20 protein-coding genes and 1 riboswitch are annotated in these 22,859 nt (G+C 73.4%); of the genes, 16 read left to right on the top strand and 4 right to left on the bottom strand.

What is annotated here, in order from left to right:
- Window positions 1–437 precede the first annotated feature (437 nt).
- From ACFV3R_RS23665 to ACFV3R_RS23650, 4 genes are all read left to right on the top strand, one after another.
- Entirely contained in the window at window positions 438–1,928 is a 1,491-nt protein-coding gene (locus ACFV3R_RS23665; protein ID WP_385586488.1) for an amino acid permease, read from the top strand.
- Window positions 1,929–1,938: 10 nt separating this feature from the next.
- Window positions 1,939–2,394, top strand: a complete 456-nt coding sequence (locus ACFV3R_RS23660; RefSeq protein ID WP_385586485.1) for an Lrp/AsnC family transcriptional regulator — start codon at window positions 1,939–1,941, stop codon at window positions 2,392–2,394.
- A gap of 503 nt (window positions 2,395–2,897) precedes the next feature.
- Entirely contained in the window at window positions 2,898–3,704 is an 807-nt protein-coding gene (locus ACFV3R_RS23655) for a carbon-nitrogen hydrolase family protein (RefSeq protein WP_385586482.1), read from the top strand.
- Between the two features lie 50 nt (window positions 3,705–3,754).
- Window positions 3,755–5,449 (top strand): flavin monoamine oxidase family protein, encoded by a 1,695-nt coding sequence (locus ACFV3R_RS23650; protein WP_385586479.1) that lies wholly within the window; start codon window positions 3,755–3,757, stop codon window positions 5,447–5,449.
- Window positions 5,450–5,471: 22 nt separating this feature from the next.
- On the opposite strand, the gene ACFV3R_RS23645 is transcribed toward ACFV3R_RS23650, so the two are convergent.
- Both ACFV3R_RS23645 and ACFV3R_RS23640 read right to left on the bottom strand, forming a co-directional pair.
- Entirely contained in the window at window positions 5,472–6,167 is a 696-nt protein-coding gene (locus ACFV3R_RS23645; protein ID WP_385586477.1) for a DUF5995 family protein, read from the bottom strand.
- A 123-nt stretch (window positions 6,168–6,290) separates the two neighbouring features.
- Complete coding sequence (locus tag ACFV3R_RS23640) at window positions 6,291–7,766, bottom strand: uracil-xanthine permease family protein (protein WP_385586475.1); 1,476 nt, start codon at window positions 7,764–7,766, stop codon at window positions 6,291–6,293.
- 207 nt (window positions 7,767–7,973) lie between these two features.
- Between ACFV3R_RS23640 and ACFV3R_RS23635 the strand changes: the two genes are divergently transcribed.
- From ACFV3R_RS23635 to ACFV3R_RS23585, 11 genes are all read left to right on the top strand, one after another.
- Window positions 7,974–8,453 carry an acyl-CoA thioesterase gene (locus ACFV3R_RS23635; RefSeq protein WP_385586472.1) on the top strand — a complete coding sequence of 160 codons (480 nt, stop codon included), beginning with the start codon at window positions 7,974–7,976 and terminating at the stop codon, window positions 8,451–8,453.
- A gap of 146 nt (window positions 8,454–8,599) precedes the next feature.
- A riboswitch (FMN riboswitch) is annotated at window positions 8,600–8,730 on the top strand.
- A gap of 271 nt (window positions 8,731–9,001) precedes the next feature.
- A complete protein-coding gene (ribD, locus tag ACFV3R_RS23630; RefSeq protein ID WP_385586513.1) occupies window positions 9,002–10,087 on the top strand; it encodes a bifunctional diaminohydroxyphosphoribosylaminopyrimidine deaminase/5-amino-6-(5-phosphoribosylamino)uracil reductase RibD in 1,086 nt (361 codons plus the stop codon).
- 4 nt (window positions 10,088–10,091) lie between these two features.
- Entirely contained in the window at window positions 10,092–10,730 is a 639-nt protein-coding gene (locus ACFV3R_RS23625; RefSeq protein WP_385586469.1) for a riboflavin synthase, read from the top strand.
- Window positions 10,727–11,380 carry a nicotinamide riboside transporter PnuC gene (locus ACFV3R_RS23620; protein ID WP_385586465.1) on the top strand — a complete coding sequence of 218 codons (654 nt, stop codon included), beginning with the start codon at window positions 10,727–10,729 and terminating at the stop codon, window positions 11,378–11,380. Before ACFV3R_RS23625 ends, ACFV3R_RS23620 begins: the two co-directional genes overlap by 4 nt.
- Window positions 11,377–12,699, top strand: coding sequence for a bifunctional 3,4-dihydroxy-2-butanone-4-phosphate synthase/GTP cyclohydrolase II (locus tag ACFV3R_RS23615; protein WP_385586462.1), 1,323 nt, complete (start codon window positions 11,377–11,379; stop codon window positions 12,697–12,699). The genes ACFV3R_RS23620 and ACFV3R_RS23615 overlap by 4 nt, the downstream gene beginning before the upstream one ends.
- 124 nt (window positions 12,700–12,823) lie before the next feature.
- On the top strand, window positions 12,824–13,309 hold the full coding sequence (ribH, locus tag ACFV3R_RS23610; RefSeq protein ID WP_385586459.1) for a 6,7-dimethyl-8-ribityllumazine synthase: 486 nt from the start codon (window positions 12,824–12,826) through the stop codon (window positions 13,307–13,309).
- Window positions 13,310–13,413: 104 nt separating this feature from the next.
- Window positions 13,414–13,683: a phosphoribosyl-ATP diphosphatase gene (locus tag ACFV3R_RS23605; protein ID WP_385586457.1), complete on the top strand. Its 270-nt coding sequence runs from the start codon at window positions 13,414–13,416 to the stop codon at window positions 13,681–13,683.
- Window positions 13,684–13,803: 120 nt separating this feature from the next.
- Entirely contained in the window at window positions 13,804–14,652 is an 849-nt protein-coding gene (gene hisG / locus ACFV3R_RS23600) for an ATP phosphoribosyltransferase (protein WP_385586454.1), read from the top strand.
- A gap of 74 nt (window positions 14,653–14,726) precedes the next feature.
- Window positions 14,727–15,176, top strand: a complete 450-nt coding sequence (locus tag ACFV3R_RS23595; RefSeq protein WP_385586451.1) for a PH domain-containing protein — start codon at window positions 14,727–14,729, stop codon at window positions 15,174–15,176.
- A 281-nt stretch (window positions 15,177–15,457) separates the two neighbouring features.
- Complete coding sequence (locus ACFV3R_RS23590) at window positions 15,458–16,852, top strand: hemolysin family protein (RefSeq protein ID WP_385586448.1); 1,395 nt, start codon at window positions 15,458–15,460, stop codon at window positions 16,850–16,852.
- A complete protein-coding gene (locus ACFV3R_RS23585) occupies window positions 16,849–17,988 on the top strand; it encodes a hemolysin family protein (protein ID WP_385586445.1) in 1,140 nt (379 codons plus the stop codon). The genes ACFV3R_RS23590 and ACFV3R_RS23585 overlap by 4 nt, the downstream gene beginning before the upstream one ends.
- A 163-nt stretch (window positions 17,989–18,151) precedes the next feature.
- Here ACFV3R_RS23585 and ACFV3R_RS23580 read toward each other — a convergent pair whose 3' ends face one another.
- Both ACFV3R_RS23580 and ACFV3R_RS23575 read right to left on the bottom strand, forming a co-directional pair.
- Window positions 18,152–20,032, bottom strand: a complete 1,881-nt coding sequence (locus ACFV3R_RS23580) for an AAA family ATPase (RefSeq protein ID WP_385586510.1) — start codon at window positions 20,030–20,032, stop codon at window positions 18,152–18,154.
- A 479-nt stretch (window positions 20,033–20,511) separates the two neighbouring features.
- Window positions 20,512–21,135: a uridine kinase gene (locus ACFV3R_RS23575; protein WP_385586440.1), complete on the bottom strand. Its 624-nt coding sequence runs from the start codon at window positions 21,133–21,135 to the stop codon at window positions 20,512–20,514.
- Window positions 21,136–21,323: 188 nt separating this feature from the next.
- Here ACFV3R_RS23575 and ACFV3R_RS23570 point away from each other — a divergent pair, with 188 nt between their 5' ends.
- Entirely contained in the window at window positions 21,324–22,703 is a 1,380-nt protein-coding gene (locus ACFV3R_RS23570; RefSeq protein ID WP_385586437.1) for a peptidase C39 family protein, read from the top strand.
- Window positions 22,704–22,859: the final 156 nt, after the last annotated feature.

Genomic DNA, 22,859 nt, shown 5'->3' with positions numbered 1-22,859 from the left:
CTCCACACCCTCGGCTGTTCACCCCCCCCGGACCCAGGGCGGGGAGGCACGCCGCTGCCCCCCCCCCGCCCCGGGTGCGGGGCAGCGGCGTCCGCCCACTTCAGGGGCGTTCGGCCCGTTCCTGAAGGGGGGACGGCCGGTACGCCGGGGTCGGCCGTCCGAGCGGGGGAGGTGCGCCTGGCCGTCAGGGGCTGTTGCGTGGAGGGCCCGGTGCGCAACAATCGGGCGCGAACCGCTTCCGCGCGCAACGCTCGTCCCGCCAGACGCAACGAACCCGGATATCTGTTCCCTCGTGGTTCCCCGTAAGGTCATGCGCTGTACGTGGAGAGGCGGGGACCGTCTGCTCGGCGGTTTCCCCAGGCGGCCCACCGTTGTGCCGTGGGGCGCTCTGCCGTCGGTCAACGCCCCCCAGACCGGCAGCGAGAAGGAGCCCTCCCGTGACGGACCATGGCGAAGCCCCGCCCGGCAGCAGTGCGGGCTCCCCTCGACCCGCCCCGAGCCTCGGCGCCCGCCTGGCGCGGCGCAAGCCCGTCGAGCAGCTCGTCGCCGAGAGCGGCAAGGGCGAAGGCGGCACCCTGCGCCGCACGATGGGCGTCTCCCAGCTCACCATGATCAGCATCGGGGCCACCCTGGGCACCGGCATCTTCGTGGTGCTCGGCCAGGCCGTGCCCAAGGCGGGCCCCGCCGTGATCGTCTCCTTCGTGATCGCGGGCATCACCGCCCTGTTCTCCGCGCTCTCCTATGCAGAGCTCGCCGGCACCATCCCGGTCGCCGGCTCCTCCTACTCGTACTCCTACGCCACCCTCGGCGAGTTCGTCGCCTGGGTCTGCGGCTGGTGCCTGATCCTGGAGTACGGCGTCTCGGTGGCGGCGGTCGCCGTCGGCTGGGGCCAGTACCTCAACGAACTGCTGGACGGCACGATCGGCGTCACCCTTCCCCAGGCGCTGGCCGGACCCCCCGGGGACGGCGGACTGTTCAACCTGCCCGCGCTCCTGGTCGTCCTGCTGGCCATGGCCTTCCTGCTGGGCGGGGCCCGCGAGAGCGCCCGCGCCAACGCCGTCATGGTCGGCGTGAAGATCGTCGCGCTGCTGCTGTTCTGCGGGGTGGCCTGGCAGGGCATCCGGGCGGGCAACTACGCACCCTTCGCCCCGCTCGGTCTGGCGGGCGTCAGCTCGGCGGGCGCCACCCTGTTCTTCTCCTACATCGGCTTCGACGCCGCCTCCACCGCGGGCGAGGAGGCCAAGAACCCGCAGCGCGACCTGCCGCGGGCCATCATCGCCTCCCTCATCATCGTCACCGCGCTGTACTGCCTGGTCGCCGCCGTGGCCGTGGGCGCGCGCCGCTGGCAGGCCTTCGAGGGCTCCGAGGCCGCGCTGGCCGGCATCCTCAAGGACGTCACGGGCCAGACCTGGTGGGCCTCGCTGCTGGCGGCCGGCGCGGTCGTGGCGATCGCCAGCGTGGTGCTGACGGTGCTCTACGGACAGACCCGCATTCTGTTCTCCATGTCCCGCGACGGCCTGGTGCCCAAGGTCTTCTCCACCGTCCACGCCCGCACCGGGGTGCCGCGGGCCAACACCGTGGTGGTCTCCCTCTTCTGCGGCATCCTGGCCGCCGCCGTGCCGCTCGGTCAGCTCGCCGACGCCACCAGCATCGGCACGCTCTTCGCGTTCGCGCTGGTCAACGTCGCGGTCGTCGTGCTCCGCCGTACCCGGCCCACCATGCCGCGCGCCTTCCGCGTGCCGCTCTCGCCGCTCTTCCCGCTGATCGGCTTCGGGCTGTGCATCTGGATGATGTTCAGCCTCTCCGCCGTCACCTGGGTGGTCTTCGGAGTGTGGCTGGCGGTCGGCCTCGTGCTGTACTTCGCGTACGGGATGCGCCGCTCCCGTCTGGCCACCGCCACCCCGTCCAGTTCCTCCGCGCAGAGGTGAACCACCCGCCGTGCCCCTGAACGACCTCGACGAACGCATCGTCCACGCACTCGCCGAGGACGCCCGGCGCTCCTACGCCGACATCGGCCAGGAGGTCGGCCTGTCGGCACCGGCCGTCAAACGGCGCGTGGACCGGCTGCGGTCCGAGGGCGCCATCACCGGGTTCACCGTGCGCGTCGACCCGGCGGCCCTCGGCTGGCAGACGGAGGGCTTCATCGAGATCTTCTGCCGGCGCAAGACCAGCCCGGACGACATCCGCCGCGGCCTGGCCCGCTACCCCGAGGTGGCGTCCGCCTCCACCGTCACCGGTGAGGCGGACGCCCTGGTGCAGGTCTTCGCGGGCGACATGCGCCACTTCGAGCACGTCCTGGAGCGGATCGCCGGCGAACCGTTCGTCGAGCGCACCCGCTCCGTGCTGGTCCTCTCGCCGCTGCTGCGCCGCTTCAGCTCGGGCGCGCCGGGCTGAGAGGGGCCCCGGGTGGCGAAAGTGCCGTCTGGGCACCGGCTGCGGGTTCTGGCCCAGGAGGTCCGGGGCCGGAGGCCCCCGGCCGAGAGGCCGCGGGCGGCGCAGTCCTCCCCGTGCGGCCGTCCCGCCACCGGGCGTGCCCCCGGGCCGGGGCCCAGGACCGCCACGGGCGACGACGACCGCGCCCCGGGCAGGCGCCGCGGCCCGGCCGTGGACACCCCAACTCCGGTCCACCTCGGCGCGCTCGGGGGCACGGCACGGCCCCTCCCGGGCGCCCGGCACAGGCCCCCGGCACCCCGGCCGCCGCTGTCCGCCTCCGCGCACCGATTCGCCGTCCCGCGCCGCGCAGGCGCAACGAATCGCCGGTGGACGCGCAACGAAGGCGCCTTGTCCACGCCGAGCGGCGCGCCGTACCGTCGAGGTGTCCGGCCGCATCCCGGAACACCGTGTCCGCTCACCGGTGACCCTGCGGCCCCCTGCCCTTTCTCCCGCCGCGAGGTCCGATGTCCGTGCTGCGCACCGCCCTGCTCCAGAGCTCCGGCCGGCCCGGTGACCCGGCCGCCCAACTGGCCGCCCTCGGCGACGCGGCCCGCCGGGCGGCCGACGCGGGTGCCCGACTGCTCGTCTGCCCCGAGCTGTTCCTCACCGGCTACGCCCTCGACGAGGACCTCCACCGGCTGGCCGAGCCCGCCGACGGACCGAGCGCACGGGCCGTCGCGCGGACCGCCCGGGAGACCGGGGTCGCCATCGCCTACGGCTACCCGGAACGGGACGGCGAGCAGGTCTACAACGCCGTCCAGTTCGTCCCCGCCGACTCCGCCCCGGCCACCACCTACCGCAAGGCGCACCTGTACGGCGACTACGAACGCCGGTGGTTCACCCCGGGCACCGACACCGTCGTCCAGGCCCGTCTCGACGGCCTGACCGTGGGCCTGATGGTCTGCTACGACGTGGAGTTCCCCGAGTTCGTGCGGGCCCACGCGCTGGCCGGCACCGACCTGCTCCTGGTGCCCACCGCCCAGCTCCATCCCTACGAGTTCGTCGCCGAGTCCCTCGTCCCGGTCCGCGCGTTCGAGAACCAGATGTACCTGGCGTACGTCAACCGCACCGGCCCGGAAGGGGAGTGGGACTTCGTCGGCCGGAGCTGCCTGGCCGGTCCCGACGGAACGGCCCGCGCCCGCGCCGGACGCGCCGAGGAACTCCTTCTCGCCGACGTCGACACCGACCTGCTGGCCGCGGGCCGGGACCGCAACCCCTACCTCGCCGACCGCCGGCCGGAGTTGTACGGCGCGCTGACCGGCCGCGCCTGACCCGGCCCACCCGCACACCTGATCCAGCACCCCCGCAAGGAGCCGTCGCCATGGCGTCCACCGTGCCTCCCGCCGCCCCCCAGCACGCCGAGTCGCAGCCGCCGATCACCATGTTCGGCCCCGACTTCCCGTACGCCTACGACGACTACCTCGCGCACCCGGCGGGGCTCGGAGGGGTGCCGGCGACCGAGCACGGCACGGAGGTGGCCGTCATCGGCGGCGGCCTCTCCGGCCTGGTCACCGCCTACGAGCTGATGAAGATGGGGCTGCGGCCGGTCGTCTACGAGGCGGACCAGCTCGGCGGACGGCTGCGCACCACCGGTTTCGAGGGCTGCGAGGCGGAACTGACCGCGGAACTCGGCGCGATGCGCTTCCCGCCGTCCTCCACCGCGCTGCGCCACTACGTCGACCTGGTCGGCCTGCGCACCAGGCCGTTCCCCAACCCCCTCTCGCCCGCCACCCCCTCCACCGTCGTCGACCTCAAGGGCGTCCCGCACTACGCCCGCACCCTGGACGACCTGCCCGAGGTCTACCGCCAGGTGGCGCAGGCCTGGCAGGCGTGCCTGGACGAGGGCGCCGACTACCAGGAGATGAACCGCGCCATCCGCGAGCGCGACGTCCCCCGCATCCGGGAGATCTGGTCACGGCTGGTGGAGCGGCTGGACGACCAGACCTTCTACGGATTCCTGTGCGCGGCCCCGTCGTTCAGCTCCTTCCGGCACCGTGAGATCTTCGGGCAGGTCGGCTTCGGCACCGGCGGCTGGGACACCGACTTCCCCAACTCCATCCTGGAGATCCTCCGCGTCGTCTACACCGAGGCCGACGACCACCACGAGGGCATCGTCGGCGGCAGCCAGCAGCTCCCGCTGCGCCTGTGGGAGCACGTGCCGGACAAGCTCGTCCACTGGGCCGCGGGCACCTCGCTCGCCACTCTCCACGACGGCGCCCCCCGCCCCGCCGTGACCCGGCTGCACCGCACCGCCGGCAACCGCACCACGGTGACCGACGCCTCCGGTGACATCCGCACCTACCGGGCCGCCGTCTTCACGGCCCAGTCCTGGATGCTGCTCTCCAAGATCGAGTGCGACGACTCGCTCTTCCCCATCGACCACTGGACGGCGATCGAGCGCACCCACTACATGGAGTCCTCCAAGCTGTTCGTCCCCGTCGACCGCCCCTTCTGGCTCGACAAGGACCCCGAGACGGGCCGCGACCTGATGAGCATGACGCTCACCGACCGCATGACGCGCGGCACCTACCTCCTCGACGACGGCCCCGACAAGCCGGCCGTGATCTGCCTGTCCTACACCTGGTGTGACGACAGCCTGAAGTGGCTGCCGCTCAGCGGCCGGGAGCGGATGGAGGTCATGCTCAACTCACTCGGTGAGATCTATCCCGGCGTCGACATCCGGGGGCACATCATCGGCAACCCGGTCACCGTCTCCTGGGAGGACGAGCCCTACTTCATGGGCGCGTTCAAGGCGAACCTGCCCGGCCACTACCGCTACCAGCGGCGCCTGTTCACCCACTTCGTGCAGGACCGGCTGCCCGCCGACCGGCGCGGCCTCTTCCTCGCCGGCGACGACGTCTCCTGGACCGCCGGCTGGGCCGAGGGCGCGGTGCAGACCGCACTCAACGCGGTCTGGGGCGTGATGACGCACCTGGGCGGGGCCACCGATCCCGGCAACCCCGGCCCCGGCGACGTCTTCGACGAGATCGCGCCGGTCGAACTGCCCGAGGACTGAGGCCGGCCGGGGCGGGGCCTGCTCAGCCCAGCGGCGTGAGCAGGAACCGGCTCACCAGCCCCACCCCGGAGTCCAGCCGCCTCGTCAGATGGGCCGTCACGTCGGGCAGGCCGCGCAGGGCCCACAGGGCGCGGGCCGCCGCCCAGGCCGCGTCCCGCGCCCGCTCCAGGCTCCAGGAACCGACCAGGTGGGTGAGGGGGTCGGCGAGGTCCAGCAGGTCGGGCCCCGGCATCAGCGCCTCCCGGACCGCCTCCTCCAGCGCGGTGAGGATCACCCCCACCCGGTCGAAGTCCGCCTCCAGGGCCTCCGGTTCGCACTCCAGGGCACGGCAGGTGTCCACCACGGCCAGGGCCAGGTCGTGCCCCACATGGGCGTTGACCCCGGCCAGGGCGAACTGCAGCGGCGTGATCCCGGTGCGGTGCCGCGCCTGGAGCAGGGGGCGCCACGCGGCGGGCGGCGCAGCGTCGCCGGACACCGGGCAGGCGACGTCCAGGTAGCGCCGCGCGAAGAGGACGTCGAGGGCCGCGGTGGCGGTGGCGTCGCCGAAGCGGCCGGCGGTCAGCGAGGCGGTCACCTGCTCGGTGACCGTCAGGTAGACCTGGTTGAACACCGCCAGGCCGTCCCGCCGCGGGAGCTGTTCGCCCAGCTCCCGCATGCGGGCGAGCACCTGCTGCACCTCGGGCCGGGACACCACCGGCGGTTCCGCTGTCGTCGTCATCCACCCAGAGTGACAAGTGGATACGCTCGGTGAACCGGCCGACGGGCTGGTGTCACCCGATCGAGCGGGCAGGGCGGGCCTGCGCCGCGGTCGGCGGTGCCGGCGCGCCCGTCCCACCGGGTGTCAGCCGCGGCGTCCCGGGCCGCCGTCCGCGGGGCCCTCACCCGCCGGACCGTGGTGCCCGGGCCCCTCGGCGGCGGCCGGAGTCCCCGAGGCGTTCCCGGCGGCGTCCGGGTCGTAGGACGAGGTGCCCTCGTCCAGCAGCGGCTCCTGGGTCCGCAGGTGCGGCGGCGCCAGGACCCGCAGCACGTGGTAGCCGGTGAGCACCACGATGGTGCCCAGCGCGATGCCGCTCAGCTCGAAGGTGTCGGTGAACTTCAGGCTCACCCCGCCGACGCCGATGATGATGCCCGCGGCCACCGGGACGAGGTTGAGCGGATTGCGCAGGTCCACCTTGTTGTGCACCCAGATCTGCGCGCCCAGCAGGCCGATCATGCCGTAGAGGATCACCGTGATGCCGCCGAGGACGCCGCCGGGGATCGCGGCGACCACCGCGCCGAACTTCGGGCACAGGCCGAACAGCAGGGCGAAGACGGCGGCGGCCCAGTAGGCGGCCGTCGAGTACACCCGGGTCGCCGCCATCACCCCGATGTTCTCGGAGTACGTGGTGTTGGGCGGACCGCCGACGGCGGTGGAGAGCACCGAGCCGACACCGTCCGCGGCGATCGCCACGCCGAGCCGGTCGTCCAGCCGGGCCCCGGTCATCTCGCCGACCGCCTTGACGTGGCCCGCGTTCTCCGCGATCAGCGCGATCACCACCGGCAGCGCCACCAGCACCGCCGACCACTGGAAGTGCGGCGCGTGGAAGGAAGGCAGCCCCACCCACCGCGCGCTGCCCACCCCGGAGAGGTCCAGGCGCCAGTGGTCGACGACCTTCCCGGATCCGTTCGCCGAGTGGATCATCCCGAAGACCCGGTCGAGGAGGAAGGAGACGGCATAGCCGAAGAGCAGCCCCAGGAAGATCGCCACGCGCGACCAGAAACCCCGCAGACAGACCACCGCGAGACCGGTGAAGAGCATGGTCAGCAGCGCCGTCCACTGGTCCTGCGGCCAGTAGGTGCTCGCCGTCACCGGCGCCAGGTTGAAGCCGATGAGCATCACGACCGCGCCGGTCACCACCGGCGGCATCACCGCGTGGATGACCCGCGCCCCGAACCGCTGCACCGCCAGACCGGCCAGGAAGAGCACCACCGCCACCACCAGCACCGCGCCGGTGACGGTCGCACTGTTCCCGCCCTGTGCCCGGATGACGGCCGCGACGCCGACGAAGGAGAGGGAGCAGCCGAGGTAGGACGGGACCCGGCCGCGCGTCGCCAGCAGGAAGATCATGGTGGAGACGCCCGACATCATGATGGCCAGGTTGGGGTCCAGGCCCATCAGCAGCGGGGCGACGAAACTCGCACCGAACATCGACACCACGTGCTGGGCGCCCAGTCCCGCGGTGCGGGGCCAGGTGAGCCGCTCGTCGGGCCGGACCACCGCCCCCGGGGCGGGGGTGCGCCCGTCGCCGTGCAGGGTCCAGCGCACACCGAGGCCCATGTCTGCTCCTGTTTTCCGCTCTTCACGTGATGACCGGGACATGGTAATGGCCGAAAATGTTCGGTCGACCGGGCCCGGTCCGGACGGAAGCGGGCTGGTCACAGGCGTGCGAAAGGCGGCCCTTACGATGACCGGGTCCCCGTTCCCACCCTTGGTGCGCCCCTGTCCGGGTAAGCACCCTTCCGCACAGTTCCAGGAGCTCCACCCGTGACCGTCGAAGCCGTCCAGCCCACCGCGCCCACCGTGCCCTACGGCCGGCTGGTCCCCGTCACCGTCCACTTCGACGAACTCGACGCCCTCGGCATGCTCCACAACTCCCGCTTCCCCCTGCACGTCGAGCGGGCCTTCACCCAGTACTGGTCGGGGCAGGGATTCCGCTTCGAAGGGGACTGGGAGGCGGCCGGCGACATGTGCAACGTCGTGAAGGACCTGCACATCACCTACGAGCAGCCGGTGCACCTGCCCGGCGAGTACGCCGTCCACGTCTGGGTCGAGGAGCTGGGCCGGACGAGCCTGACCTACGGCTTCCGCTTCTGCTCGGCGGACGGCGGGACCACCCACGCCCTCGGCCGGCGCGTGCTGGTCAGGGTCGACGCCCGCACCCGCCGCCCCACCCCCTGGTCCGAGCACGCCCGGGCCGTCGCCGGCGAACTCCTCCGCCACGAGCCGGCGGCCACCGCCGCCTGACGGCCCCGCCCCGGCCGGGTCCGCGGCCGGCCACCCCGCCCGGGTTCCGCCCGGGGGCCCGGGGTACCCGATGTGAGCCGGCCCACCGCACCCCTCCGGTTGGCGGGGCGGCGGACGTGGCAGACTGAGGGAGTACGTAAGACACGCAGCGCACTCCGGGGTCGGTGAAAATCCGAACCGGCGGTAACAGTCCGCGACCCGACCGCTTCCAGCGGCCGGTTGAGCAGGTGGAATTCCTGCACCGACGGTGAAAGTCCGGATGGAAGGCAGTGCGCGGCGGGCCAGCGACGGTCACCAGACCGACGTCGGTGGAGCAGGTACGCGCCTCCGGGCGACGCCCGCTCCCCACCCTGGACCGCGGCAGAAGGCGGAGCACACCGGCTCCGTCCGATCGGCCGGCCGGAGCGGGGTGCACCTCCGACGCCGTGCGCAGACGTCGTCAGCCCCGCTCACCGCCGCCCGTCGGCGAGCCCCGGAGTCCGTGCCCGAAGAGGCAGGAGGACCCGGTGGCGAGTGCACCGCCCACGACGCCCCAGACGCTGGCCGCCATGCGCCGCGCCATCGACCTGGCCGCGCGGGGCCTGGGCCACACCAGCCCCAACCCCGTCGTCGGCTGCGTCGTCCTCGACGAGCGGGGCGAACAGGCCGGCGAGGGCTGGCACCGGCGGGCCGGCGGGCCGCACGCCGAGGTCGAGGCGCTGCGCCAGGCCGGCGACCGGGCCCGCGGCGGCACCGCCGTCGTCACCCTCGAACCCTGCAACCACACCGGACGCACCGGCCCCTGCGCCCAGGCCCTCCTCGACGCCGGCATCGCCCACGTCGTCTACGCGGTCGCCGACCCCACCCCCACCGCCACCGGCGGCGCCCAGACCCTGCGCCGGGCCGGCGTCGAGGTCGCCGGCGGGGTGCTGGCCGCGGAGGCCGCCGCCGGCAACGAGGCCTGGCTGACCGCCGCACGCCACCGCCGCCCCTTCGTCCTGTGGAAGTACGCCGCCTCCCTGGACGGCCGGGTCGCCGCCGCCGACGGCACCAGCCGCTGGATCACCTCCGCGGCCGCCCGTGCCGACGTCCACCGGCTGCGCGCCCAGGCCGACGCCGTCATCGTCGGCTCCGGCACCGCCCGCGCCGACGACCCCCACCTCGGCGCCCGCGTCACCGGCCTCACCGACACCGACGTCACCCAGCCGCTCCGCGTCGTCGTCGACTCCCGGGCAAGCGCCGTCAAGCCCGGCGCCCGGGTCCTGGACGGCACCGCCGCCACCCTCGTCGCCGTCGCCGAGGACGCCGAGGCCGGCCACCTCGAAGGACTCGTGCCCCTGCTGCGGTTGCCCCGCGCCGCCCACGGACCGGGGCTGGACATCACCGCGCTGCTCACCGCCCTGTACGCCAGGGACGTGCGCTCGGTGCTCCTGGAAGGCGGGCCCACCCTGGCCGGCGCCTTCCTCGCGGCGAACAGCGTCGACAAGGTCGTCGGCTACCTCGCCCCCGTCCTGCTCGGCGCCGGACCCGCGGCGCTCGGCGGTGCCGGAATCACCACCATCGACCAGGCGTTGCGCCTGGACGTCGTCGACACCCGGCGGCTCGGCCCGGACCTGCGCGTCACCGCCGTACCCGTCCGCCCAGAGGAGAACTGACACAGTGTTCACCGGAATCGTCGAAGAACTGGGCGAGGTCGTCGCCGTGGAGGACCTCGGCGACAGCTCCCGCTTCCGCCTGCGCGGCCCCCTGGTCACCGAAGGGGCCCGGCACGGCGACTCCATCGCCGTCAACGGTGTCTGCCTGACCGTGGTGGACAGCACCGAGGGCGAGTTCACCGCCGACGTCATGGCCGAGACCCTGCACCGCTCCAGCCTCGGCGCCCTCGCCCCCGGTCACCGCGTCAACCTCGAACGCCCCATGGCGCTCGGCGGACGCCTGGGCGGCCACCTCGTCCAGGGCCACGTCGACGGGACCGGCGTCATCACCGACCGCGCCCCGGGTGAGCACTGGGAGGTCGTCACCGTCTCGCTGCCCGAACGCCTGGCCCGCTACGTGGTGGAGAAGGGCTCCGTCACCGTCGACGGCATCAGCCTCACCGTCGTCGAGGCCGGCGCCGACCACTTCAGCGTCAGCCTCATCCCCACCACCCTGGAGCTGACCACCCTCGGCCGGAAAAAGGTCGGCGACCCCGTCAACCTGGAGGTCGACGTCCTGGCCAAGTACGTCGAGCGGCTGCTGGGCCAGGGCGGCCACCCGGTGCCGGCTGGCGGGGCCCTGCCCACCGAGGGCGCGCGATGAGCGCCGTCTCCTGGCTCGACGGTGAGGCCTTCACCGCCCTGGGCCAGCACGTCATCTGGTCCGACATGCTCGGCAACACCATCGGCCTGATAGGCCTCGCGCTGGGCTGGCGCCGCTCGGTCGCCACCTGGCCCGTGCAGTGCCTCTCCGGCCTCGTCCTCATCGCCGCCAACCTCTACGCCCACCTCGCCGGCGGCGTCGGCAAGCAGTTCGTCGTCATCGTGGTCGCCCTGTGGGGCTGGTGGCAGTGGCGCGCCGGCAACCGCCGGGGCCAGGACGGCTCCATCGCCGTCCGGTTCGCCTCCTGGCGCGAACGCGGCCTGCTGGTGGCCGCCGCCGCACTCGGCACCGCAGCCGTCGGCGGCCTGTTCACCGCCCTCCCGCAGCTGTCCTGGAACCCCTGGCCGGACGCCTACATCTTCGTCGGCACCCTGGTCGCGATGATCGCCCAGGCCCGCGGACTGGTGGAGTTCTGGTTCGCCTGGCTCCTGGTCGACCTCGTCGGCGTCCCGCTCGACTTCGCCAGCGGCCTGGCCTTCTCGGGCTTCGTCTACGTCCTCTACGGCGCGCTGGTGCTCTGGGGCATGCGCGACTGGTGGCTGCGCTCCCGCGACACCGCCCGCCCCGTCCCCGAAGGAGCCGCGGCATGACCGCCCCGTCCAGCCGACCCGAAGACCCCACGCCGCGGGAGGCCTACGTGTACGAGCCCGACGCACCCGAGGTGCTCGTCCTGGACCCGGTCCAGCGGGCGATCGCCGACATCGCCGCCGGCCGCCCCGTGGTCGTCGTCGACGACGAGGACCGCGAGAACGAGGGCGACCTGATCGTCGCCGCGGAGAAGGCCACCCCCGAGATCGTCGCCTTCATGATGAGCGAGTGCCGTGGCCTGATCTGCGCCCCCATGGAGGGCGCCGACCTGGACCGGCTCGACCTGCCGCAGATGGTGGGCGCCAACACCGAGTCCATGAAGACGGCCTTCACCGTCTCCGTCGACGGCGGCCACGAGCACGGCGTGACCACCGGCATCTCCGCCGCCGACCGCTCCACCACGCTCCACCTGCTCGCCACCGCCGGCACCGCCCCCGCCGACCTCGTCCGCCCCGGCCACATCTTCCCGCTGCGGGCCCGCGAAGGCGGCGTGCTGACCCGCCCCGGGCACACCGAGGCCGGCGTCGACCTGGCCCGCCTCGCCGGACTGCGCCCCGCCGCCGCCATCGTCGAGATCGCCGGTGAGGACGGCACCATGCTGCGCCTGCCGGAGCTGGTGCCCTTCGCCCGCAAGCACGGCCTGTCGATCATCTCCATCGCCGACCTGATCGACTACCGGCGCCACAGCGAACCCACCGTGCGCCGCGAGGCCGCCGTCCGCCTGCCCACCGCCCACGGCGAGTTCACCGCCTACGGCTACCGCTCCACCGTCGACGGCGTCGAGCACGTCGCCCTCGTCCACGGCGAGCTGGGCGAGGGCGAGGACGTCCTGGTCCGCGTCCACTCCGAGTGCCTGACCGGCGACGTCTTCGCCTCACAGCGCTGCGACTGCGGCCCCCAGCTCCAGGAGGCCATGCGCCGCGTCGTCGAGGCCGGGCGCGGCGTCGTGGTCTACCTGCGCGGCCACGAGGGACGCGGCATCGGCCTGCTGTCCAAGATGCGCGCCTACGAACTCCAGGAACTGGGCCGGGACACCCTCGACGCCAACCTGGAACTCGGCCTGCCCGCCGACGCCCGCGACTACGGCGCCGGCGCCCGGATACTCACCGACCTGGGCGTGCGCTCCCTGCGCCTGATGACCAACAACCCCGAGAAGACCGAGGCACTGACCCGGGCCGGCCTGACCATCACCGGCCGCGAGCCGATGCCCGTCCAGGCCGGCGAGCACAACGTCCGCTACCTGCGCACCAAGCGCGACCGCATGGGCCACGACCTGCCGTGGCTGGACCCGGCCCGGGGCACCTCCTGCGACGACCAGTGACCACCACGGCCCCAGCAGCACCGGAACCACCAGCAGCACCAGCAGTACCCAGAGGAACCCCCTCCCCACCGGCGGCCCGACCCCAGGCCGCCCCGAGACGGACAGCACACCCCGAGGAGAGACCGTGAGCGGCAAGGGCGCACCCGAACTCAACGTGAAGAACTGCGGCGACCTGCGGGTGGCCGTCATCGCCGCCCAGTGGCACCAGCAGGTCATGGACGGCCTGGTCGACGGCGCGCTGCGGGCACTGACCGAACTGGGCATCGACGAGCCCACCCTGCTGCGGGTGCCCGGCAGCTTCGAACTCCCCGTGGTCGCCAAGGTCCTCGCCGGCCGCGGCTACGACGCGATCGTCGCCCTCGGTGTCGTCATCCGCGGCGGCACCCCCCACTTCGACTACGTGTGCCAGGGCGTCACCCAGGGGCTGACGCAGGTCAGCATCGACACCGGCGTGCCCGTCGGCTTCGGGGTCCTGACCTGCGACACCGAGGAACAGGCGCTGGACCGCGCCGGTATCGAGGGCTCCCACGAGGACAAGGGCCACGAGGCCGTCACCGCCGCGGTGGCCACCGCCACCACGCTGCGCTCGGTCGCCGAACCGTGGCGCTGACCGCACCGCGGACCGCCGCCCGCCCGGCCCGGCACACCTGCGCGGTCCGGCATGCGGGACGCGGCGCCCTACGCGGTCGCACGACCGCGTAGGGTGGAGCCACCATGTCCAAGAAGACTTTCGAGGAGCTCTTCGTCGAGCTCCAGCACAAGGCCGACGGCGACCCCGCCACCTCCCGCACCGCCGAACTCGTGCAGGCAGGTGTGCACGCCATCGGCAAGAAGGTCGTCGAGGAGGCCGCCGAGGTATGGATGGCCGCCGAGCACGAGAGCGACGAGGCCGCCGCCGAGGAGATCTCCCAGCTCCTGTACCACCTTCAGGTGATGATGGTCGCCAAGGGCCTGACCCTCGACGACGTCTACGCCCACCTGTGACCCGGCCGCCCCGCTGACCCGGGCCCCGTCCGCACCTCCGCGGCCGGGACCAGGCGCCGGGCGGCGCGCGAACCCGCCGCACCGCACACCACACCCACCACGTAAGGAAGTCGCTGAACCATGCTGCGCATCGCCGTCCCCAACAAGGGTTCACTGTCCGAGCCTGCGTCGGCGATGCTGCATGAGGCCGGCTACCGCCAGCGCAAGGACCGCCGCGAACTCGTCCTGATCGACTCGGACAACGAGGTCGAGTTCTTCTTCCTGCGCCCCCGTGACATCGCCGTCTACGTCGGCTCCGGCAAGCTCGACATCGGCATCACCGGCCGCGACCTGCTGCTGGACTCCGGCGCGGACGCCGAGGAGATCCTCCAGCTCGGCTTCGCCGGCTCCACCTTCCGCTACGCCACCCGCCCCGGCACCGCGAGCGACGTCAGCGAGTTCGGCGGCATGACGATCGCCACCTCCTTCTCCGGACTGGTCCGCCGGCACCTCGCGGACAACGGCGTCGACGCCTCCGTCGTCCACCTCGACGGCGCGGTGGAGACCGCCATCCAGCTCGGGGTCGCGCAGGTCATCGCCGACGTCGTGGAGACCGGCACCACCCTGCGCAACGCCGGCCTGGAGATCATCAGCGAGCCCATCCTGCGCTCCGAGGCCGTCGTGATCCGCGGCAAGGACGCCGGCCTGGAGGACCCGAAGGTCCAGCAGTTCCTCCGCCGCATGCAGGGCGTCCTGGTGGCCCGCGCCTACGTGATGATGGACTACGACATCCGCGTGGAGAACGTCGAGAAGGCCGTGGCGCTCACCCCCGGCCTGGAGTCGCCGACCGTCTCCCCCCTCCACCACGAGGGCTGGGTCGCGGTCCGCTCCATGGTCCCCGCCAAGGACGCCCAGCGCATCATGGACGAGCTCTACGCCCTCGGTGCCCGCGCCATCCTCACCACCGGCATCCACGCCTGCCGGCTCTGACACCCCGCCCCGGCACCCGGACGCCCGGCACGAGAACACCGTCCCGAGAAGCCGCCACGAATCGAGCCACGGACGTGACCACCCCACCCGACGGACCTCCCGCCCTGCCCGTGACGTTCCGGCCGACCCGTACCCGCGCCGTACTGCTCTCGGTGGGCCTCGCCCAGTTCCTCGTCATCACCGCGGTCGCCCTGGCCCTCCCGGAACTGACCGGGGGCGAGCGGGCCAGCTTCGTCGCCATCGCCCTGGTGCTCCTCGCCGGTCTGCTGCTGCTCAGCCGGCCCAAGGTGGAGGCGCACTCCGGCGGCGTCCGGGTCGTGAACCTCACCACCACCCGGGAGCTGGCCTGGGAAGAGATCGTGCAGGTCAACCTGCGCCCCGGTGACGCCTGGGCGCACCTCGACCTCACCGACGGCACCAGCCAGCCGGCCATGGGCATCCAGCCCGGCATCGGCAGGCAGCGCGCCATCGCCGACGCCCGGGCACTGCGGGAGCTGACCCGGACCCACACCGCCGGCCAATGAGCGCCACGGCCCGCCCCACCGCCCTCCCGGCACCCGGAGCGGGCCGGCCAAACCCTTCCCGGCGGCCACGCACAGGCGACACCGCCGCCGCTTTGACTACCCTGGTGTTCGGCCGCGTCCCGCGGCCCACCCCGCACCGGCGGCCCGCGCCGCCCCCGGGGAACCCTGCGACCCGAGGAGTGACTTACTCCGGCGATGGACGGATCGTCCTGTAGTACCCACGCCGCCCCACCGGCCTCCCCGACAGGGGAGACCCCCCACACGGCCGAGGGGGCGGCGGCATGACCGCGACCCTCCTGCTCCTGGCAGCCGCGTTCGTCCTGATCCTGGCCAACGGTTTCTTCGTGGCCGCCGAGTTCGGGCTGGTCACCGTCGAGCGCCCGGAGGCCGAACGGGCCGCCGCGCAGGGTGACCGCCGCGCCCGGACCGTGGTCTCGGCGCTGCGCGCCCTCTCCTTCCAGCTCTCCGGCACCCAGCTCGGCATCACCATCACCTCCCTGGTGGTCGGCATGCTCGCCGAGCCCGCCATGGCCGACCTCGTCCGCTACCCGCTGACCGCCACGGGCCTGCCCGACGGCGCCGTCTCGGGCGTCGCCGTGGTCCTCGGCATGCTGCTGGCCTCCGCCGTGCAGATGGTGGTGGGTGAGCTCGTTCCCAAGAACTGGGCGGTCTCCCACCCGCTGACCGTCGCCCGGTTCGTCGCCGGCCCGCAGGCCGCGTTCTCCCGCTTCTTCCGCCCGGTCATCGCCGCCCTCAACGGCGTCGCCAACCGGCTGGTGCGGGCGCTGGGCGTCGAGCCCACCGACGAGCTGGCCTCCGCCCGCACCCCGGGCGAGCTGGTCTCGCTGGCCCACCACTCTGCCCAGGCCGGCGCGATCGAACAGGACACGGCCGACCTGTTCGTGCGCACCCTCGCCCTCGGCCACCTCACCGCGGAGAACGTCATGACCCCCCGGGTGCGGGTCTCCGCCCTCCAGGCCTCCGCCACCGCCGAGGACGTGCTCAACCTCACCCGGGCCACCGGACTCTCCCGCTTCCCCGTCTACCGCACCCGGATCGACGAGGTCGTCGGCATGGTCCATCTCAAGGACGCCCTGGCCGTTCCGGCCCAGGAGCGCCTGCGCACCCCGGCCACCCGGATAGCCGTGCCCCCGCTGCTGGTCCCCGAGACCCTGCCGGTGCAGGACCTGCTCGAACAGCTCCGCCGGGAGCAGCCCATCGCCGTGGTGGTCGACGAGTACGGCGGCACCGCCGGGGTCGTCACCCTGGAGGACATCATCGAGGAGCTGGTGGGCGAGGTCCGCGACGAGCACGACGTCGTCGACCTGCCCGAGCTCGCCCCCGCCGCCTCCGAGGACGGCCACCTGGCCTGGGACGCCGACGGCGCCTGCCGGGTGGACACCCTGCGCCGCATCGGCTTGGAGGCTCCCGAGGGCCCGTACGAGACCGTCGCCGGCCTCGTCGCCACCGTGCTGGGCCGCATCCCCGCCCCCGGCGACGTCGCCGAGCTCGACGGCTGGCGGCTGCGGGTGCGGCTGGTGGCCCACCACCGGGCCGACCGCGTCCGCGTCATACGGACCACCACCCCCGACCCCACCGCCGCGCTCGACGCCGCCACCGTGCTCGTCGACGCGAGCGCTGGCGCCGGTGCCGCGACCGGGGAGGCCGGCCGATGAACGCGCTGCTCCTCCTCTTCGCCCTCCTGCTGGTCCTCGCCAACGGCTACTTCGTCGGCGCCGAGTTCGCCCTGGTCTCGGTCCGGCGCAGCCAGATCGAGCCGCTGGCGGCCGAGAACGACACCGCGGGCGGACGCAAACGCGCCCGCCGCGCCCGCCAGGTCCTCACCGGGCTGGAGAACCTGCCCCGCATGATGGCCGCGGCCCAGTTCGGCGTCACCGTCTGCTCACTGACGCTGGGCGCGGTCGCCGAACCCACCGTGGCGAGCCTGCTGGAGCCCGTCTTCCACCTCGTGCACCTGCCCGAGGCCCTGGTCCACCCGCTGGGCTACGTGGTGGCGCTGGTCGTCGTGGTCTTCCTCCACCTCGTCATCGGTGAGCTGGTGCCGAAGAACCTGGCCATGGCCGACCCGGAGAAGACCGCGCTGTGGCTCTCGCCCGCCCTGGTCGCCTTCGAGCGGGTGTGCCGGCCGGTCACCGCGCTGCTGGGGGCCTGTTCCCGGGGCGTGCTGCGGCTCTTCCGGGTGGAACCCAAGGACGAGATCGAAGCCGTCTTCACCAGCGAGCAGCTCACCCACCTGGTCGAGGACGCCGGACAGGCCGGGCTGCTGGACCCGGCCGAACAGGAGCGCCTCTCCGACGCCCTGGAACTCGGCTCCCGGCCCGTCACCGACGTCCTGCTGAACCCGGCGAAGCTCGTCACCGCCCCCCTGACCGTCACCCCCCGGCAGGTGGAGGAGCTCACGGTGCGCACCGGCTACTCCCGCTTCCCGGTCTGCGCCCCGGGCGGCGGGTACATGGGCTACCTCCACGTCAAGGACGTCCTGGACCTGGAGGACCGGGACCGGGCCGTGCCGCAGCAGCTCTGGCACCCCATGGCCACCCTGCGCGCGGAGCTCCCGCTGGACGACGCACTGGCCGCGATGCGCCGCGCCGCCTCGCACCTCGCCGCGGTCACCGACCGCACCGGCAAGGTGGTGGGGCTCGTGGCCCTGGAGGACGTCCTGGAGAAGCTGGTGGGCGAGATGCGCGACCCGACCCACCGCGACGGTTACGAGGGGGAGCGCCACCACCGGGTGGGCGGCCCCCGCGCCGAGCGGGAGGTGACCGCCTCCGACCGCGCGCTGGCGGGCTGACCGGCGGCGGCACACCGAACCCGGACGGGGCGGCCCGGCCACGCCCAGGGCGGCCCGCCCCGCTCCCCCGACGAGGGCGGGGCGGGCCGCCGCCTCACCTCGGGGCGGGCCGCTGCGTCACCTGGGGCGGGCCCCCGGCCTCACCTGGGAGCGGGCCGCTGCCTCACTCCTCCCGGCCGAGCGGCGGGGTCTGCGGGCCGCGTCCGGTCAGCACCTCGCCGTAGGCCTGCATCAGGTCCGGCAGCCGCAGCGTGGCCAGGTCCTCCCGCGAGGGCGTGCCCGCCCAGGAGGACAGGCGCAGATCACGGTAGGCGCAGCTCTTCTCGTACAGGGTGCGCAGGAACCGGCCGTTGCCCAGCTCGTCCACCCACCCCTCGGAGACGACGTGCTCGGCTATGCTGCGCAGCTCCTGGCGGGCCTCCTCGTCCCAGCCGTCACCGCCCTCCGCGGCCAGTACCTCACCGATGGCGGTGAGTTCGGGCGGCCGGTAGCTGGGGAAGTCGACCCGGGTGGTGAAACGCGAGGACAGGCCCGGGTTGGTGGCCAGCAGCCGGTCCATGCCCTCGGGGTAGCCGGCGAGGATCACCACCAGCCGGTCCCGGTTGTCCTCCGCCCGTTTCAGCAGCACCTGCAAGGCTTCGTCCCCGTAGGCGTCGCCCTTGCTGTAGCCCGAGTTGGACAGGCTGTACGCCTCGTCGACGAAGAGCACCCCGCCCAGCGCCGAGTCGATCAGCTCGTTCGCCTTCACGGCCGTCTGCCCCAGGAACTCACCCACCAGGTCCGAGCGTTGCGCCTCGACCAGGTGGTCGCCGCCGAGCAGGCCCAGCGCGAAGAAGACCCGGCCCAGGATGCGGGCCACGGTGGTCTTGCCCGTTCCGGAGGGCCCGGAGAAGACGAAGTGCCGCTTGGGCGGCTGGACGGGAAGCCCCTGGCCGCTGCGCAACCGCGCCATCCGCAACTGGGCCGAGAGCGCCCGCACCTGCCGCTTGACCGGCTCCAGGCCGACCATCCGCTCCAGCTCGGCCAGGGCCTCCTCCAGCAGCACCGGGTCCGAGGGGCCTGCCGGGAGCCGGTCCGGCGTTCGCTCGGGCCCCCCGGCACGAGGGGCCTGGGCCACCGGGACGAGCGGGACACCCGGCGCCGACTCGCCCGCCTCACCCTCGGCGGCGAGCAGCTCCCGGCCGTCGGGCGTGTCCAGGGTGCCCAGCGGGCCGCCCTCGCCGACCGCCTCCTGACCCACCCCGTACACGGAGACGGCGGCCAGGTCCAGGCCCTCCTCCAGGCCGTCGCCCTGGTGGATGGCCGAGAGCCGGGCCGCGGTGTCCATGAAGGCGGGGTCGGCGTGGTGCACGGCCCGGTACAGCGGCAACGCCGCGGCGCTGCGGCCGGTGCCCTCGTGGGCCCGCGCCAGCCAGTAGCGCAGCTCCTTGCGTTGCGGCTGCTCGCTGCGGCAGCGCATCAGGGCCGAGGACAGCAACGGCTCCGCCTGCCCGTACATCTCCAGGCGCACCCGGGCCATGCCGCCGAACAGCCCCGCCTCTATGCCCAGGGTCGCGTCGTCCAGCAGCGGATCGGTGTGGCGCACCAACTCCTCCCAGTCCTTGACCAGGTAGGCGCGGCAGGCGTGCAGGAACCGCACCTGCGGATCCGCCTCCACCGGCCCGGTGCCCGCCAACGCCCGGTCCAGCTCCGGCAGATGGCGACCGTCCAGCCAGTGCGAGGCGTGGGCCAGCAGCAGGTCGCGAGAGGTCTCCAGCACCGGTTGCACCCACCAGCCCAGCCAGTACCAGGAGTTCAGGGCACGTCGGTGGCGGGAGCGCTGCTCGCCGAACCGTTCCCGGTGGTGGTACATCCGCAGCAGCGCCGTGGTCGTGTCGGCCCGCAGCGCGTGGAGCCCGAGCCAGGCGTCGGCCATGGTCGGATCGCTCCGCACGGCAGCCCGGAACTCCTCCTCGGCCTGGGCGTAGGCCCCGACGGTGTAGGCGTCGACCGCCCGCAGCCAGGCCAGTTCCGCCGGGGTGTCCGCATTCGTCCCGAAGTTCATCATGTTCCCCACCAACCGCCCCCAGGAGCTCCGCCGCCGGGCGCGTGAACCGGCGACAGCATGACAGAACCGTATTGCCGTGGAAGGGAGTTGCTCGTCCTGGCGCGGCCCGCAGCCGCATCGTTGGGAGACACCTCTACCGGTCTGCCCCAGATGGTACCCGCGTACCCCCTCCCGACGTAGAGGGGTGTTCGCGACAGGACGGCCGACGGACGGCGGACACGCACGTCGGTGACGTTCCGTGAGAACGGCGGGCGCCTGACAGGGCTACTGGGAGGAGACGGGCAGCACGAAGCCCCCGATCACGGGGGAACAACCGGGGGCTTCGCGTCTGCGGCGGCCCGAGGGGCCGCACCCTGCAGAACGTAAGACCTCCACGGTCCCCAGGTCAAGCACAGGACGGCTCCTCCAGGGGATGCCGGACGAAGGTGCGACAGCCCACGCCACGCCTGATGACGGAACGTCACCCCCAGACCCTCTCAGTGGTGCTGCGCCGGCCCCGGCAGCACCTCGTACCCCTCACGTCCCTCTCGCACCAGGAAGTCCGCGTACGGCCGGGCGGGGTCCATGGAGAAATGCCGGGACTCCGCCGCCATCCAGCCACTCCAGAACTCCGACAGCCCCGGACCGTCCCGCAGCCGGCCCCGGGCCCAGGCGGGCTCGCGGCCGGTGTCCATCCAGACCAGCGCGCTCAGATGCGGACGGAGCGCCCGGCGCCCCGCGCCCACCCCCTCCACCAGCACGACCGGGGCCGCGGGCAGCACCCGGGACCCGTCGTACCGGCCCTGCACCCAGTCGTAGACCTCGTAGCGTGCCGGGCGCCCCGCCGCCAGGGGTGAGAGCACCTGTGCGCTGAGCCGGTCCGTCCACGCGAAGAGCGCCTCGTGGGAGGCGATGTCGTCCAGGTGCAGCACCGGCGCGCCGCCCAGCAGGCCGGACAGGGCGGCGCAGAAGGTCGTCTTGCCGGAACCGGCGTGCCCGTCGACGCCCACCAGCCGGACCGGGCCCAGCGACGGCGCCCCACCGCCCAGGCGTCCGGCGAGGGCGGCGATCGAAAGGGGCTGCTCGTTCCCGGCCCAGTCATGACCGCGGCTGTGCTCCACCGGACCCACCCTACGACAGTGGACTACACCAATATTCCCTCGGTCGCACCACGGGAACAGGTGGCCGAGGAAGGGGGGAGCGGCGATAGTTGTGCCACCGCCGACGGCACCGGCCCCGTCCCTGCCGGCGCCCGGCGGGCGTGTCGCCCCACGCCCCGTCCGTCCCGCCCCGTCCGGAGGACCTCGCCATGAACCCTTCCACCTCCCGGCGCGCAGTCCTGGCCGCCGCACTCGCCGCCGCAGCGGGCGCCGCCGGGCCCCTCGCCACCGCCTCCGCCGCACCCCGGCCGACCCGCACCACCCCGCGCCCCGCCCGCCCTGAGGTGCCGTTCGTGGACCACCACACCTGGAACACCCCCGCCGACTGGCACTCCGGCACGGCCCGCGGCACCGCGACCGCGGGCGGCCCCCGCTCCGGCGTCCGCCTCGTCCGGCCGCTGGGCGCCACCGAGTACCACGACCCGCACACCGGCACCACCGCGTCCTGGGAGTACGCCACCTGGACCTCCGCCGAGCGCAGGCTCGCCGTCCCGGCCACCGAGGTGATCGCCTCCTGGAACGCCGACACCCCCGCCGGCACCTGGATCGCGGTGGAGTTCCGCGGCGTCTACAGCGACCGCTCCCTGACCCCGTGGTACGTGATGGGCCGCTGGACCGCCGGGGACGCCGACGGCGACATCCGCCGCACCTCCGTCGACGGCCAGAGCGACGGCCGCAGCAAGGTGTGGACCGACACCTTCTCCGTCGACGACCCGGCGAGCGGCCTGCGGGTGACCGCCTACCAGCTCCGCCTGACCCTCTACCGCAGGCCCGGCACCTCCCTCAGCCCCACGGTGTGGCGGCTGGGCGCCATGGGCTCCGCCGTTCCCGACCGCTTCGAGGTGCCCGCCAGCACGCCCGGCCTCGCCGCCGGGCGGGAGCTGGCCGTGCCGCGCTACTCGCAGGAACTGCACAAGGGCCAGTACCCGCAGTACGACAACGGGGGAGAGGCCTGGTGCAGCCCGACCTCCTCCGAGATGGTCGTCGAGTACTGGGGGCACAGGCCCGACAAGGAGGCGCTGGCCTGGGTGGACCCGGCCATCGTCGACCCCGCCGTCTGCGTGGCCGCCCGCGGCACCTTCGACTACCAGTACGAAGGGTGCGGCAACTGGCCCTTCAACGCCGCCTACGCGGCCACCTACCCCGGACTCCAGAGCACCGTCACCCGCCTCGGTTCGCTGAACGACGTGGAGCGCCTCGTCCACGCCGGCATCCCCGTCATCACCTCCCAGTCCTTCCTCGCCAGCGAACTCGACGGCGCCAACTACGGCACCTCCGGCCACCTGATGGTCGTCGCCGGCTTCACCCCCGAGGGCGACGTCGTCACCAACGACCCCGCCTCCGCCGACGACCCGGCCGTCCGCAACGTGTACAAGCGCCACCAGTTCGAAACGATCTGGCTGCGCACGAAGCGGAAGGACGCGAACGGGCAGGTGAAGAGCGGTTCGGGCGGGGTGTGTTACCTGTACTGGCCGGTGAACGCGACGGCGGTCCAGCGTCGGGCGCTGGCGAGCGTCGGGGTGCGCTGACCGGGACAGTTGCGTGTATCTGTGGGACGACTTCGCACCGTTCTGAGCGCATCGGCCGTGGAGGCCAGTAGTCGCGGTGTCGAACGGTGGTTCTCCAGGGGTATCCCTGGAGAACCACCTTCCCGGGGGTCTCGGCCCCGCTTACTGGCCTCGGTG

The organism is Streptomyces sp. NPDC059740 (assembly GCF_042733155.1).
GTDB lineage: Bacteria > Actinomycetota > Actinomycetes > Streptomycetales > Streptomycetaceae > Streptomyces.
This window is presented reverse-complemented; position numbering and strand designations above follow the sequence as displayed.